This window comes from Vibrio sp. 10N.261.52.C11 (assembly GCF_041471405.1).
Taxonomy (GTDB): domain Bacteria; phylum Pseudomonadota; class Gammaproteobacteria; order Enterobacterales; family Vibrionaceae; genus Vibrio; species Vibrio crassostreae_C.
On sequence record NZ_JBFROI010000055.1, the window covers coordinates 1 to 14692 of the forward strand.

The window sequence follows — 14692 nt, forward strand, 5'->3', positions numbered from 1 at the left end:
AAACTTTTTTCAAGCGCTTAGCTTGGCTAATTTGACCTGCTGATTCGTTTTGGTTTCTTACGAAGCCATCCCGTGTCAGCGAGGTGGCATTATAGAGATTTCGATCACACTGGCAAGCCCTTTTTGAAGTTTTTCTTACTTTTTTGATTGTTCGAGCGTTTTTTGTTCAAAACACCCCATTTTCACTAGTATTCCTCTTAATTAAGGGCTTAAGGTGCCTATATAAAGGAGGATTTATGAGTTCAATACGCAGTTATAAAGGAATATCCCCTCAGATTGGGCAAGGTGTCTATATAGATACCAGTTCAGTACTGGTTGGTGATATCAAAATCGGTAACGACTCTAGCGTGTGGCCTTTGGTTGCAGCTCGAGGGGATGTGAACCACATTCATATTGGAGAGAGAACGAATATCCAAGATGGTAGTGTCTTGCACGTCACCCATAAGAATGCTGAAAACCCTGACGGTTATCCTCTCTTAATAGGTAATGATGTCACTATCGGGCATAAAGTAATGCTGCATGGCTGCACTATTGAGGATCGTGTACTTGTTGGTATGGGAGCGATCGTGTTGGATGGCGTGATTATCCAAAAAGAAGTGATGATTGGTGCTGGTAGCTTAGTGCCACCAAACAAGGTACTTGAAAGCGGTTACCTCTATGTAGGAAGCCCAGTAAAACAAGCTCGTCCATTAAATGATAAAGAGCGTGCCTTTCTACAGAAGTCTGCAGACAACTACGTTCAGAATAAAAATGACTATCTAGACTCTGTAATTTCAGTCTAAAGCGCTTTGATCTGAATCCGATTAGAGGAGTCATACTCCTCTTCTTCTATTAACTCTTCCGCTAGCTCTTCAATATCGAAACGTAACTCTGAAAAGATAACTAAAGCTTGATCGCCTTCTTCTATATCTTTACCTGCCAATCGTGATAATTCCTCAATAGACATGACACATTCAATCAATGCGCCCGACTGTTGTGCTGGGAACGTGATTGTTCGGCTCTCTTCATCCCAATCTTGGATATCAGGAAATAGAATTGATTGATTCATTTTTTATAAACACCCCATTACATCTCTAGATTTTTACGTAATTCTCTTAAAATCTGTTTTGTTCCCGGACGAAGACCACGCCAAAGCATAAAGCTTTCTGCTGCCTGCCCCACTAGCATACCCAAACCATCATAAGCAGCATGAACACCATTATCTAATGCCCATTGATTGAATACCGTCGTTCCAGATCCATAAACCATGTCATAAACGGCGCTAGTAGAATTGAAAATCACCTCAGACACTTCAGGAAGCTGCCCGCTTAGACCAGATGAGGTAGAGTTAATAATGACATCAAAGCCTTCATTAACATCACTTAGCCCCATCCCCTTGATGTTGCCATGCGACGAAAACATCTCAGCCAGAAGTTCAGCCTTGGAGCTGGTTCGATTAGCGACCACCAGCTGTTGTGGCTTTTGGTCGAGAAGAGGTTGAATCACTCCTCTCGCAGCACCACCAGCGCCAAGAAGAAGAACACGTGCTCCTTTTAGCGTGACTTGATGTTGAAGCAGGTCTTGAACTAAGCCCTCACCATCGGTGTTATCACCAATGATCTCTCCATCATCTAACTTCTTAAGGGTATTTACGGCACCAGCTAGTTCAGCTCTCTCAGTTAGGCGATTGGCTAACTGATAGGCATCTTCTTTAAAAGGCGCTGTGACATTGCACCCTCGACCACCTTCGCTGAAAAAGGTTTTGGCAGCAGTGATAAATTGACCGTGCTCTGGCTGTAATGCTGTATAGGTAAGTTGTTGGCTGGTTTGGCGAGCAAATAATGTGTGAATGAATGGCGATTTGCTTTGCCCAATAGGATTACCGAAAACGGCATAACGATCTACTTGCTGTGTCATATCCTTACCTAACAGAAATAATAAAAAGGGTCATCTATATAGATGACCCTATCACTATCCCTATAAGGAAGGAAGAACTACCAAACTCGAGGTTTGAGGTAGTCACTATAAAGCAGAGCTTCTGGTGAGCCCGCTTGCGGTTCGTAGCGGTATTCCCAGCGAGCCAATGGCGGCATCGACATTAATATAGACTCTGTACGACCGCCGCTTTGTAAACCAAATAGAGTGCCACGGTCATAGACTAAGTTAAATTCAACATAGCGACCACGACGATAAAGTTGGAAATCACGCTCGCGCTCACCATAAGGCGTCTGTTTGCGTCGTTCTACAATTGGTAAGTATGCGGCTGCAAAACCTTCACCGACCGCCTGCATATAAGCAAAGCTCTTTTCAAAGCCCCACTCGTTAAGATCATCAAAGAACAACCCACCAACACCACGTGTTTCGTCTCGGTGAGGAAGATAGAAGTACTTATCACACCACTCTTTATGCTCTTGATAAACATCATCACCAAACGGCGCACAAAGATCTTTAGCGGTTTGATGCCAAGATTGGCAGTCTTCATCGAAAGGATAAAATGGCGTTAAGTCAAAACCACCACCAAACCACCAAATCGGATCTTCCCCCTCTTTTTCCGCAATAAAGAATCGGACGTTCGCGTGTGAGGTTGGGATGTATGGGTTTTTAGGGTGGATAACTAATGAGACACCCATTGCCTCAAACTTACGTCCAGCTAATTCAGGGCGATGAGCCGTGGCAGAGGCAGGCATTGCCTTACCCGCTACGTGAGAGAAATTAACCCCACCTTGCTCAAATACCGCACCATTGGTCATCACGCGAGTTCGACCACCGCCACCAAGGCGCTCGCCGGGTTCACGCTGCCATGCATCTTCTTCAAACAATGCAGTACCATCAGCTTGCTCAAGCTGCTGGCAAATCGAATCTTGTAGGCTCAGTAAAAACTGTTTTACTGCTTCTTTATCAATTGCTGACATCTTTCTTCCTTTGCAGGGTTTAACCCTGTCTTAATATTTTCGACGTTTTTGCATCTCTAATTTCGCTTGGCTTCTCACGACCACCCGTTTGACCTTCTAAAATAGCCACCAAATGTTGACCCAGTTGCTGTTGAACTTCTTCAGTCGTCATACAAGGCGGTTCACCTGTCAGGTTAGCACTGGTCGAGGTTAACGGCTTACCGAATTCATTACACATTCTTTGAACTAAAGGGTGATCCGTCACTCGCACCGCGATGGATTCAAATTGGCCACTGACCCAGTCAGTTACTTTACTGCTGGTTGGCATTATCCAAGTCACTGGTCCCGGCCATGTTGCTTTTACGGTCGCTAACTGCGCTTCCGTCAACTGGCTTTCGTCAATATAGGGCAGCAACTGCTCGTAACTCGCAGCAATTAGGATCAACCCTTTCTCCATCGGCCGCTGTTTTAAATCGAGCAATTTCTTAATGGCTTGTGGATTATCGGGATCACAACCGACCCCAAAAACGCCTTCAGTCGGGTAAGCAATGACTTCACCTTGTTGTAATGCCTGCAAAGTATGTTGAAAGTTATCCACGGGTTGCCTCATTAAGTCAGTTATCGAACTCGCTAAGTGTACAAATTATCATTCACTGTGACTAAAGCTATTTGTTTATAAAATGTATCAATTAACAACTTAGACTGACGCAAACGTTTTCCTTAAGTAATTTTACCCGTATAATGCGCGCAAAATATCTAATCACTAATTAAATCGTACCTGAAGGAGTTTGAGATGACTGTCGGTATTATCATGGGTTCTAAATCTGATTGGCCAACAATGAAGCTAGCTGCAGAAATGTTGGATCAGTTTGGCGTGGCGTACGAAACAAAAGTGGTTTCTGCTCACCGCACACCTCAGTTGCTTGCAGACTACGCAACCAGTGCGAAAGAGCGCGGTATTAAAGTAATTATTGCTGGTGCTGGCGGTGCAGCGCACCTTCCGGGCATGGCTGCTGCTTTCACAAGCGTACCAGTTCTGGGTGTTCCAGTTCAGTCTAAAGCACTGAAAGGCATGGACTCTCTGCTTTCTATCGTGCAGATGCCAAAAGGTATCGCGGTAGGTACTTTGGCTATCGGTGAAGCTGGCGCTGCCAATGCAGGCATCCTAGCGGCTCAAATCATTGGTACACACAATGAAGAAGTAATGGCAAAAGTAGAAGCATTCCGTTCTGAGCAAACAGAAACGGTTTTGGCTAATCCAAACCCTGCAGAGGACTAATTTCCATGCATGTTCTTGTGTTAGGCGCGGGCCAACTTGCTCGCATGATGTCCCTAGCTGGGGCGCCGCTGAATATTGAAATTTCTGCTTTTGATGTTGGCAGCAAAAATATTGTTCACCCATTAACGCAAGCGATTCTAGGTAACGGCTTAGAAAATGCGATAGAGCGTGCGGACGTCATTACTGCTGAATTCGAACATATTCCTCACGATGTACTTGAGGTGTGTGAACGCAGCGGTAAGTTCTTACCGACAACAGAAGCAATTAAAGCCGGCGGTGACCGTCGTCTTGAAAAAGCCCTGTTAGACGAAGCAAATGTGAAAAATGCCAAATACTACGTGATTAACTCTCGCGAAGACTTTGACGCTGCGATCGCTCACGTTGGCTTACCAATGGTATTGAAGAGCACACTTGGTGGTTACGATGGCAAAGGTCAATGGCGCTTAAAAACATTAGACAATGTTGACGCAACTTGGACAGAAATGGCCGAGTGCATCGCCGCAACAGACAACCAAGCCATTGTGGCTGAAGAGTTCGTTCCGTTTGATCGCGAAGTATCACTGGTTGGTGCTCGTGGCGCTAATGGCGAGATTCAAGTGTACCCACTGGCTGAAAATGTTCACACCGACGGCGTGTTAAGCTTATCGACAGCGATTGATGACATTGAACTGCAAGAGCAAGCGAAAACCATGTTCACCGCAGTTGCAGAACGTTTGGACTACGTTGGCGTGCTTGCACTTGAGTTCTTTGATGTTCAAGGTTCACTGCTAGTTAATGAGATTGCACCACGAGTTCATAACTCTGGTCACTGGACGCAACAAGGCGCAGAGACTTGTCAGTTTGAAAACCACCTACGTGCAGTGTGTGGCATGCCACTAGGTAGCACTAAACTGATTCGTCCAACCGCAATGATCAACATTCTTGGCGAAGATACTCTTCCTGAGGCTATTCTTGCTCAAGGTGGTTGTCATGTTCATTGGTATGGCAAAGAAAAGCGTGCAGGTCGCAAGATGGGTCACATTAACGTGAGCGCTGACTACAACGCAGAATTACAAAGAGCTTTGTGCTCATTGGCTGAGATTCTTGATAAGCAAGCCTACCCTGCTGTGCATGAGTTTGCTGAGCAGATGAAGTAAGCCTACATTGGCTTATTGATGTAAAAAGTTTATTGGATACAAAAACGGCGCTCAGTGAGCGCCGTTTTTTTGTGTCTATAATATCGAGTTATTGAGATTGAATGTGGTGACACTTGCGATCAGCGCATTGCTTCTTGGTACCACTGGCTGTTTTCTTCTCAAGTAACAACGGGAACTGGCACTGTTCACAACGACCTATAACAGGTGGCTGATTAACGGCGAACTTACACTTAGGGTAGTTATCACACGCATAGAAGGTTTTGCCATAGCGAGATTTACGCTCAACCAAGTGGCCTCGACCACACTCAGGGCAGGCAACAAGTGGCTGCTCTTCAGGTTGTTCTTTCGGTTGGTCCAAAGATTCGATGTGATTACACTCTGGATAACTGCTACAGCCAATGAACATCCCAAAGCGACCTTGCCTTAATACCAATTCGTTTTGGCATTTAGGACACGGAACGCCCAGCTCTTTCACCACATGACCATCATTTTGATGAAGAGGCTTGATGTAATCACAGCTCGGATACTGCTTACAGCCTAAAAATGGGCCGTGCTTACCATGGCGAAGCTGAAGCTCCCCACCACACTGTGGACATGGTTTATGCTCTAACGCATGTTCATGTGCTGAAAAAAGCTGATTATCAATCTTACTACTCATGACAAGCCTGTATTAATGCAAGATACCTTGCTCTTTGGTGTACAACAGCTCTTCCATTTGCGTGTAAGCACTTTCATTACCCGGCACATTAAATAGCACCATTAAGATAATCCATTTCAGATCATCCAATTCAAATTCGTTGGTCTCAAGCCCCATCACACGATCAATCACCATTTCACGAATCTCTGTTGTGAGTACATTGATCTGCTCAAGGAACAGTAAGAAACCTCGACACTCCATATTAATACGTGAAATCTCTCGACTGGTATAAATACGCATCGAGGTATTGGAACACACACTAATCGCCGCTTGGTTCTCGGTATCTTGCAATGCTGCAAGATCTTCTAACCAATGGAGAGCCTTATAAATATCATCTTGGTGAAACCCTGCTCGAAGAAGCTCATCTTCCAGCTCATCTTGATCCACCTGCAATTCAGAATCGCTATGGATGTAGGTTTCAAACAAGTACATCAGTATGTCCATCATCATAGCTTAGCCTCTCCCCTTTCGAATATAGCCACCGGAAACTGCAACAACATGCCCTGAGAGCTCAAGCTCCAAAAGCTGCATCATGACCTCATGCACAGGTATATGGGTTCTCTGTGCCAAAATATCAACGGGTGTCGCCTCTAACCCTACGTTAGCGAACAGCTGTGGAAATGGCAATTGTTCATTTTCCCCAATACTGGACGTAGGTTCGAACAAACTGGGCTGCTGATCAATAGACCAGTCTAACAGACTCTTTATTTCAATCAGAACATCTTGAGCACTCTGTACCAAACATGCACCAGCTTTGATTAAACTATTCCCTCCACGACTGGTTGGGCTATGAATCGAACCTGGAAGCGCGAAAACCTCGCGCCCCTGCTCCATGGCATAGCGAGCCGTAATCAAAGAGCCACTTTTCTCAGCCGCTTCAACCACTAAGGTTCCTAGCGACAAGCCACTAATAATACGGTTACGTCGAGGGAAATGTTCAGGTCGTGGCTTTGCGCTTGGGCGGAATTCTGAGATCAGCGCACCATTCTCACAAATCCTATCCGCTAGGTTTCTGTGCCTCGCAGGGTAAATTGAATCCAAACCTGAACCTAAAACCGCGAAAGTCTCCCCTCCTTTATCTAGAGCGCCATCATGGGCATAACCATCAATACCAAGCGCTAAGCCGCTAGTGACAATCAAACCATTTTGTACAAACTCTTTAGCGAATGATTTCGCCGTCTGTAGACCTTCAATACTGGCATTACGGCTGCCAACCATCGCGATTTGAGGTTCAATCAGCTTTTCAACGTTACCTCTAACGAAAAGCACAGTAGGCGCCGAAGCAATCTCACTCAGCAATTTAGGATAATGTGGGCAACTCGGAGTCAGGATGTGATGGTTGGATTGTTTAGCTCGCCAAGCGAGACAAGCCTCTACCTCTCTTGGGGCCTGTTCTCTTAGATAGGAGATTTGTTTGGTTGATAAACCCAATGCTTGCAGCTGTTGCCCTGAGTAACCAACAATATTTAAAGGAGAATCAACACTGAGTAGGCGAGCAAGACGCTTTCCACCCAGTTGCGGAATAAAACTTAACGTTAACCAAGCGATCAGTTGCTCTTCATTCACTCGCTTCCCTCTTCTGTCACTGCAAGGTCCAAAGGCGATACCGCCACAATGTCATTACTTACTGGCTTTGAACTTTGAGTGATCAACGCGAGGCTAAAATACTCATAAGGACGAATGACCATCAAGCTACCGAGCGAGGTACTTGGTAGCTGCACTTTATTACTCGCCGCAGACTCTTTATAGCTGTATTCACCCTGCTTACCAAACACCACAGCACCGCTTTCACTGAGGGTAAACATAGAACCTTGGCGAAGGTTATCCTGTGAACCTTTGTTGATCACCACTACCTGATTCTTCGCGCTGTACTGGCTGCCATCTAATGAACCCAATATATTGGCAAACTGACCCGCAGCACTAGGCGCAGGGTAAAACGTGGTTGAGAGCTTCACCTGATCAACACCAAGCTCTGGCAACACAAGATCGTTAAGCAGTACCTCTTGCAGTTGAGTCTCTATCTGTAAGCTACTGAACTCAGCGTCCACTTCTTTTAAGCGTGCCGTGGCGACCAAACGCAACGAGGTCATACTCGCTTGAGGTTGCTGTCGCTGGTAGGTTTCAACGGCGCGGTAAATACCCCACTTTTGATGTTGTTGGTTGCCCGAGATAAACAACCGGTCTTCACCCGATAAGAATCTCTTCCCATCACTCGTTCCTAACACTCGTTGAGCCGATTGAATATCTTGCAGTTCAACCAAGCGATCAGATTGTAGGTAAGGAAGAACCAATCCTTCATTGACGGTTGGCACCGCTTTCTTCTCCGAGACACGAATCTTAGGGCTCAGCTTGATAACCGGTTTAAGACTCAATACCGGCTCACCATTAATCCAAACCAGAGACAATTTATCTCCAGGGTAAATAAGGTGAGGGTTTTCTATTTCAGGGTTTACCTGCCATAACCTTGGCCACAACCAAGGGCTATCGAGATACATCGCGGAGATATCCCATAAGGTATCGCCCTTAACCACCACATACGCCTCGGGTGCGCCTTGTTTAATGGTTAAAGGTTGCTCACTATTTTCAGCCATAGCGGCGAACGAAAGCGAGGCACAAATAAGAGATAAAGCGGGGGAAAAATGACGCATGACCTAGGTTCCTTGGTCTGAATATATGACATCTGATTGGAGAATTACCTTCAGGATGCTGTCATTTGACCTCTAAAATGTCTAGAATTGAGCCAACAAGGTTTAAGCTGTTTCGGCACAGTTCAATATTTCGAGTGTATATGTCTGTATTACAAGTATTAACATTACCAGATGATCGTCTACGTACCGTGGCGAAACCGGTAAAAGAAGTTACCCCAGAGATTCAAAAGTTCGTTGATGACATGATTGAAACCATGTACGACGAAGAAGGTATCGGCCTTGCGGCAACGCAAGTAGATTTCCATCAACGCATCGTTGTTATCGATATTTCAGAAACACGTGATGAGCCAATGGTGCTTATCAACCCTGAAATTACTGAGAAGCGCGGCGAAGATGGAATCGAAGAAGGCTGCCTATCTGTACCAGGCGCTCGAGCTCTAGTACCTCGCGCTGCAGAAGTAACGGTTAAAGCACTAGACCGTGACGGCAACGAATTCACATTCGACGCTGACGACCTTCTGGCTATCTGTGTTCAGCACGAACTTGACCACCTAGAAGGCAAGTTGTTTGTTGATTACCTATCGCCACTAAAGCGTAAACGTATCCAAGATAAGCTAGCGAAGATTAAACGTTTCAACGAGAAACAAGGTTAATAACCGCTGCTATTACTAAATTAGAAGGAAGCCTACCTTGAGTCAGTCTTTAAGAATTGTCTTTGCAGGTACTCCGGATTTCGCCGCCCGTCACTTGGCGGCGTTGTTGTCTTCGGAGCATGAAGTTGTTGCTGTTTACACACAGCCAGATCGCCCAGCAGGCCGCGGTAAAAAACTCACTGCGAGCCCAGTAAAAAACATCGCACTTGAAAACAATATTCCGGTTTACCAACCAGAAAACTTCAAGTCAGATGAGGCTAAGCAAGAGCTAGCTGAATTGAACGCTGACATCATGGTTGTTGTCGCTTACGGCTTATTGCTTCCGCAGGTTGTATTAGATACGCCTCGCTTAGGTTGTATCAACGTACATGGCTCTATCCTACCGCGCTGGCGTGGTGCTGCTCCGATTCAACGCTCTATTTGGGCAGGTGATAAAGAGACAGGCGTGACGATCATGCAGATGGATATCGGCCTAGATACTGGCGACATGCTAAGCATCGCAACGCTGCCTATCGAAGCGACAGATACTAGCGCATCAATGTACGAGAAGTTAGCGGGTCTTGGCCCTGACGCGCTTGTTGAATGTCTAGCGGACATCGCTTCTGGCAAAGCGGTTGCAGAAAAGCAAGACGATGAGCTTGCGAACTACGCGAAGAAGCTAAGCAAAGAAGAAGCGCGTATCAACTGGAGTGATGAAGCTGCGCATATTGAACGCTGCGTTCGTGCCTTCAACCCATGGCCAATGAGCCACTTTGAAGCTGCTGAGAACAGCATCAAAGTATGGCAAAGCCGTGTGGCAGAGCAAACTTCTGATAAGCCTTCAGGTACAATTCTGCAAGCGGATAAAACTGGTATCTACGTAGCGACAGGACAAGGCGTACTTGTTCTTGAACAGCTGCAAGTTCCAGGTAAAAAAGCCATGTCAGTTCAGGATATCTTGAACTCACGTGCAAGCTGGTTTGAAGTTGGTACACAGCTTTCTTAATCCGCTTTTAAAGCTGCTAATTACGCAGCTAAGAAAACCTTTACGAGGGCAGAGATGCCCTCATGTATTCAAATAAATATTCGGTACCCCTCATGAATGTTCGCGCTGCTGCTGCAAATGTCCTATTCCAAGTTGTCGATAAAGGCCACTCTCTTTCACACGCTCTCCCTGCGGCTCAAAAAACGATCCGTCCGCGAGACCATGCTCTACTGCAAGAGATTTGCTACGGCGCACTTCGTTACCTGCCTCGTTTAGAGTCAATCGCTAACGAACTGATGGAAAACCCACTTAAAGGTAAAAAGCGTGTATTCCACCACCTAATCTTGGTGGGCATTTACCAACTAAGCTTTATGCGTATCCCTTCGCATGCTGCGGTTGCTGAAACGGTTGAGGGTACTAAAACACTGCGTGGTCCAAGCCTGAGTGGTTTGATCAACGCTGTACTACGTAGCTACCTACGTGACCAAGAAGAACTAGACGAGAAAGCCGTTAGCCACAATGCAGGCAAATACGGCCACCCAAGCTGGATTCTAAAAATGCTTCAAGAGAGCTACCCAGATCAATGGGAGCAACTGGTTGAAGCAAACAACAGTAAGGCACCAATGTGGCTGCGCGTTAACCGCCAACACCACACTCGTGACGAGTATGTTGAACTGCTTAAAAACGAAAACATTGAATACACATTGCACCCTGAAGCTGCTGATGCCATAAAATTAGCTGCACCTTGTGATGTTACTTTGCTTCCTGGCTTCGACAGAGGTTGGGTATCAGTGCAAGACGCTGCCGCTCAGCTTTCGGTTGATTACCTAACACCAAAAGATGGTGAGCTGATCTTAGATTGTTGTGCTGCACCAGGTGGTAAAACGGCACACATTCTTGAGCACACTCAAGATACTGAAGTGGTTGCGATTGACTGCGACATCAAACGTCTAGACCGCGTTTACGATAACCTTGAGCGCCTGCAACTGCGTGCCGACGTAATTTGTGGTGATGCTCGCTACCCTGAAGAGTGGTGGATGGGTGATAAGTTCGACCGTATTCTGCTTGATGCACCTTGTTCAGCGACTGGCGTTATTCGCCGTCACCCTGACATCAAGTGGCTACGTCGTGCGTCTGACATTGATGCGCTGGCTGAACTGCAAAGCGAGATTATGGATGCAATGTGGCGTCAGCTGAAAGAAGGCGGCACCATGGTTTATGCGACTTGTTCTATCACGCCGCAAGAAAACGTGCTGCAAGTGAAAGCATTCCTAGCACGCACTGAGAACGCTACGTTGGTTGGGTCTGATATCGAAAATCCGGGTCGTCAAATACTACCTGGAGAAGAAGATATGGATGGCTTCTACTACGCAGTTCTAGTAAAACAGGCATAACAACTAACAGCGGCTAAGAATTTATTTCTTAGCCGCTGTTTCTTTCTAGTGCATTACCAAAGCGAAAAGAGAGCACTAGAATTACAACGGCAAAAAATAAGAGAAAGGCTATGAAGATCATTATTCTAGGTGCTGGACAAGTTGGCGGTACCCTTGCTGAAAACCTGGTTGGTGAAAACAACGACATCACCATTGTCGACCGTAATGCTGACCGACTTCGTGAACTTCAGGATAAGTACGACCTTAGGGTTGTAAACGGTTATGCCAGCCACCCAAACACACTACGTGAAGCGGGTGCGCAAGATGCCGACATGTTGGTTGCCGTAACCAACATGGATGAAACCAACATGGCTGCGTGTCAGGTTGCTTTCTCTCTTTTCAATACGCCGAACCGAATTGCTCGTATTCGCTCTCCTCAATACCTAGAAGAGAAAGAAGCGTTATTCAAATCAGGTGCCATCCCAGTCGATCACCTGATCGCACCCGAAGAACTAGTGACCAGCTACATCGAGCGCCTGATTCAATACCCAGGCGCACTGCAGGTTGTGAGCTTTGCTGAACAGAAGGTTAGCCTAGTAGCAGTAAAAGCCTACTACGGTGGTCCACTGGTGGGTAACGCACTGTCTGCTTTGCGTGAGCACATGCCGCACATTGATACCCGTGTTGCCGCTATTTTCCGTCAAGGTCGCCCTATTCGCCCACAAGGCACCACCATCATTGAAGCCGATGATGAGGTTTTCTTTGTGGCAGCGAGTAACCATATCCGCTCAGTAATGAGTGAGCTACAACGCCTAGAGAAACCGTACCGCCGCATCATGATTGTCGGTGGTGGTAACATTGGTGCAAGCTTGGCAAAACGCCTTGAGCAGAGCTACAGCATCAAGCTTATCGAGCGCAGCTACACTCGTGCCGAAAAGCTGTCTGAAGAATTAGAAAACACCATCGTCTTCTGTGGCGATGCGGCAGACCAAGAGCTGCTAACCGAAGAGAACATCGATCAAGTGGACGTGTTCATTGCCCTAACCAATGAAGATGAAACCAACATCATGTCAGCAATGCTGGCGAAGCGAATGGGTGCCAAGAAGGTAATGGTACTGATTCAGCGTGGTGCTTACGTAGACCTTGTTCAGGGTGGCGTGATTGATATTGCTATCTCTCCACAGCAAGCGACCATTTCTGCGCTGCTTACTCACGTTCGTCGTGCTGATATTGTTAACGTATCATCTCTACGTCGCGGCGCTGCAGAGGCGATCGAAGCCATTGCTCACGGTGACGAAACCACATCGAAAGTGGTTGGCCGAGCGATTGGCGACATCAAGCTACCACCGGGCACCACTATTGGTGCGATTGTTCGCGGAGAAGAAGTACTTATCGCGCACGATAGAACCGTAATCGAACAAGATGACCACGTAGTGATGTTCCTAGTGGACAAGAAATACGTACCTGATGTTGAGTCTCTATTCCAACCGAGCCCGTTCTTCTTATAGCCTTGTTCTCGTAAGTATCTTCTCGCAACCTTCTTCTTGTGAGAACGACGCTCCGGCACAAAGCTGTAATCAATTAAAGCTATGGTCTATTAAGCTATGGTCAACTTTCGTCCGATATTATTAGTGATAGGGTTAGTGTTATCAAAACTCGCCCTTTTCATGTACATCCCCACATTGGTTGCCTTTTTCACAGGCACCGGTGGCTTCCTCGAGTTTGGTCAATCGGTAGTGATCACGCACATTGTGGCGTTCATCTGCTTGAGCTTAGGGCGCTCCGCTAAGTTCCGACTTGGGGTGCGGGACATGTTCCTGATCACCTCTCTGGTATGGACGATAGCCAGTGCCTTTGCTGCACTGCCGTTTGTCTTCATCAACCACATCAGCTTCACTGACGCCTATTTTGAAACCATGTCTGGTATCACCACAACAGGCTCAACCGTATTAAGCGGCTTAGACAGCATGGCACCAAGCATTCTGTTGTGGCGTTCTATATTGCAATGGTTAGGTGGCATCGGCTTCATCGTTATGGCGGTAGCGGTTCTGCCAATGCTCAACGTCGGTGGTATGCGCCTGTTCCAAACCGAATCATCCGACTGGTCAGATAAAAGCAGCCCACGAGCAAAAACGGTCGCGAAGAACATCGTGGCGGTTTATCTGGTTCTGACTGGCTTGTGCATCATTAGCTATCTCTTTGCAGGCATGGGCATCTTTGACGCGATCAATCATGCCTTCACAACACTGTCTACGGGTGGTTACTCAACATCAGATGGCTCGATGAACCACTTCTCTAACAGTGCTCACTGGGTGGGAACCCTGTTCATGTTCCTTGGTGGTCTGCCGTTCCTACTGTTCGTTAGCGCACTGCGTGGCAGAAAACTCTCAATCCTCTACAAAGACGCGCAAGTGAGAGGCTTCACCTATCTATTCTTAGTCACCAGTGCCGTGATATCGACATGGTTGGTGGTTAGAGATGGCTACACGGTCATGGATGCGATGCGTGTTTCGATGTTCAATATTGTGTCAGTCGTAACCACAACCGGTTTTGGCTTAGAAGATTTCACCGCGTGGGGCGCTTTACCTACCACGCTGTTTGCCTTTTTAATGATGGCGGGCGCGTGCTCAGGTTCAACCTCTGGCGGTATCAAAATCTTCCGCTTCCAGATCGCGATGACCATGCTTCATAAGCAAATGATGAAACTGATTCACCCGTCGGGCGTGTTTGTTCAACGCTACAATCAGCGACCGGTGAATGACGATATTGTGCGTTCACTAGTCGCATTTGGTTTGATGTTCTTTATTACGATTATCTTAATTGCAGGTGGCTTGAGCGCGATGGGGCTTGATCCCGTGACCAGTATATCTGGCGCCATCACAGCCGTTGCCAACGTTGGTCCTGGTATGGGCAGCGTTATCGGTCCAACCGGGAACTTTGCTCCACTGCCCGACGCCGCTAAATGGTTGCTAAGCTTAGGAATGCTGATGGGGCGACTCGAGATATTGACGCTCATTGTTCTATTTTTCCCAGCCTTTTGGCGACGTTAACCAAGCACAAAATCAAGGAAAC

General features: G+C 46.7%; 16 protein-coding genes. 8 read left to right on the forward strand and 8 right to left on the reverse strand.

The genetic code is table 11. The features are described from left to right. Nucleotides 1-236: 236 nt before the first annotated feature. A complete protein-coding gene (locus AB4323_RS19270; RefSeq protein ID WP_017058763.1) occupies nt 237-782 on the forward strand; it encodes a gamma carbonic anhydrase family protein in 546 nt (181 codons plus the stop codon). Here the strand turns inward: AB4323_RS19270 and AB4323_RS19275 are convergent. From AB4323_RS19275 to AB4323_RS19290, 4 genes are all read right to left on the reverse strand, one after another. Then, complete coding sequence (locus AB4323_RS19275) at nt 779-1048, reverse strand: DUF1488 domain-containing protein (RefSeq protein WP_017058764.1); 270 nt, start codon at nt 1046-1048, stop codon at nt 779-781. The two genes, AB4323_RS19270 and AB4323_RS19275, sit on opposite strands and share 4 nt — an antisense overlap. Before the next feature lie 17 nt (nt 1049-1065). Continuing rightward, entirely contained in the window at nt 1066-1896 is an 831-nt protein-coding gene (aroE, locus tag AB4323_RS19280) for a shikimate dehydrogenase (protein WP_017067739.1), read from the reverse strand. Nucleotides 1897-1973: 77 nt separating this feature from the next. Beyond that, nucleotides 1974-2891, reverse strand: a complete 918-nt coding sequence (gene hemF, locus AB4323_RS19285; protein WP_372153129.1) for an oxygen-dependent coproporphyrinogen oxidase — start codon at nt 2889-2891, stop codon at nt 1974-1976. Nucleotides 2892-2910: 19 nt separating this feature from the next. Further along, nucleotides 2911-3468, reverse strand: coding sequence for an L-threonylcarbamoyladenylate synthase (locus tag AB4323_RS19290; RefSeq protein WP_004735778.1), 558 nt, complete (start codon nt 3466-3468; stop codon nt 2911-2913). A gap of 195 nt (nt 3469-3663) precedes the next feature. Between AB4323_RS19290 and purE the strand changes: the two genes are divergently transcribed. Then, on the forward strand, nt 3664-4149 hold the full coding sequence (gene purE / locus AB4323_RS19295; RefSeq protein WP_004735777.1) for a 5-(carboxyamino)imidazole ribonucleotide mutase: 486 nt from the start codon (nt 3664-3666) through the stop codon (nt 4147-4149). A gap of 5 nt (nt 4150-4154) precedes the next feature. After that, nucleotides 4155-5285, forward strand: coding sequence for a 5-(carboxyamino)imidazole ribonucleotide synthase (locus AB4323_RS19300; RefSeq protein WP_017058768.1), 1131 nt, complete (start codon nt 4155-4157; stop codon nt 5283-5285). Between the two features lie 88 nt (nt 5286-5373). Here AB4323_RS19300 and AB4323_RS19305 read toward each other — a convergent pair whose 3' ends face one another. The 4 genes from AB4323_RS19305 to AB4323_RS19320 are packed head-to-tail and all read right to left on the reverse strand — an operon-like array spanning nt 5374 to nt 8630. Then, nucleotides 5374-5943 (reverse strand): type I DNA topoisomerase, encoded by a 570-nt coding sequence (locus tag AB4323_RS19305; protein WP_372153131.1) that lies wholly within the window; start codon nt 5941-5943, stop codon nt 5374-5376. A gap of 12 nt (nt 5944-5955) precedes the next feature. After that, nucleotides 5956-6432, reverse strand: coding sequence for a DUF494 family protein (locus AB4323_RS19310; protein ID WP_009848094.1), 477 nt, complete (start codon nt 6430-6432; stop codon nt 5956-5958). A gap of 3 nt (nt 6433-6435) precedes the next feature. Next, on the reverse strand, nt 6436-7548 hold the full coding sequence (dprA, locus tag AB4323_RS19315; RefSeq protein ID WP_372153133.1) for a DNA-processing protein DprA: 1113 nt from the start codon (nt 7546-7548) through the stop codon (nt 6436-6438). Next, a complete protein-coding gene (locus AB4323_RS19320; protein ID WP_372146177.1) occupies nt 7545-8630 on the reverse strand; it encodes a LysM peptidoglycan-binding domain-containing protein in 1086 nt (361 codons plus the stop codon). The genes dprA and AB4323_RS19320 overlap by 4 nt, the downstream gene beginning before the upstream one ends. 140 nt (nt 8631-8770) lie before the next feature. On the opposite strand from AB4323_RS19320, the gene def reads away from it, so the two are divergent. The 5 genes from def (at nt 8771) to AB4323_RS19345 (ending at nt 14670) form a co-directional block, all read left to right on the forward strand. After that, nucleotides 8771-9283 carry a peptide deformylase gene (def, locus tag AB4323_RS19325; RefSeq protein ID WP_017058772.1) on the forward strand — a complete coding sequence of 171 codons (513 nt, stop codon included), beginning with the start codon at nt 8771-8773 and terminating at the stop codon, nt 9281-9283. A 37-nt stretch (nt 9284-9320) separates the two neighbouring features. Continuing rightward, entirely contained in the window at nt 9321-10268 is a 948-nt protein-coding gene (fmt, locus tag AB4323_RS19330) for a methionyl-tRNA formyltransferase (RefSeq protein WP_017063006.1), read from the forward strand. 92 nt (nt 10269-10360) lie between these two features. After that, a complete protein-coding gene (rsmB, locus tag AB4323_RS19335; protein WP_017058774.1) occupies nt 10361-11641 on the forward strand; it encodes a 16S rRNA (cytosine(967)-C(5))-methyltransferase RsmB in 1281 nt (426 codons plus the stop codon). A gap of 110 nt (nt 11642-11751) precedes the next feature. Next, the gene (trkA, locus tag AB4323_RS19340) at nt 11752-13128 is read left to right on the forward strand and encodes a Trk system potassium transporter TrkA (protein ID WP_004735766.1); all 1377 of its coding nucleotides are present in this window, start codon (nt 11752-11754) and stop codon (nt 13126-13128) included. A gap of 96 nt (nt 13129-13224) precedes the next feature. Beyond that, nucleotides 13225-14670 carry a TrkH family potassium uptake protein gene (locus tag AB4323_RS19345; protein ID WP_017077319.1) on the forward strand — a complete coding sequence of 482 codons (1446 nt, stop codon included), beginning with the start codon at nt 13225-13227 and terminating at the stop codon, nt 14668-14670. The last annotated feature ends 22 nt before the right edge of the window (nt 14671-14692 follow it).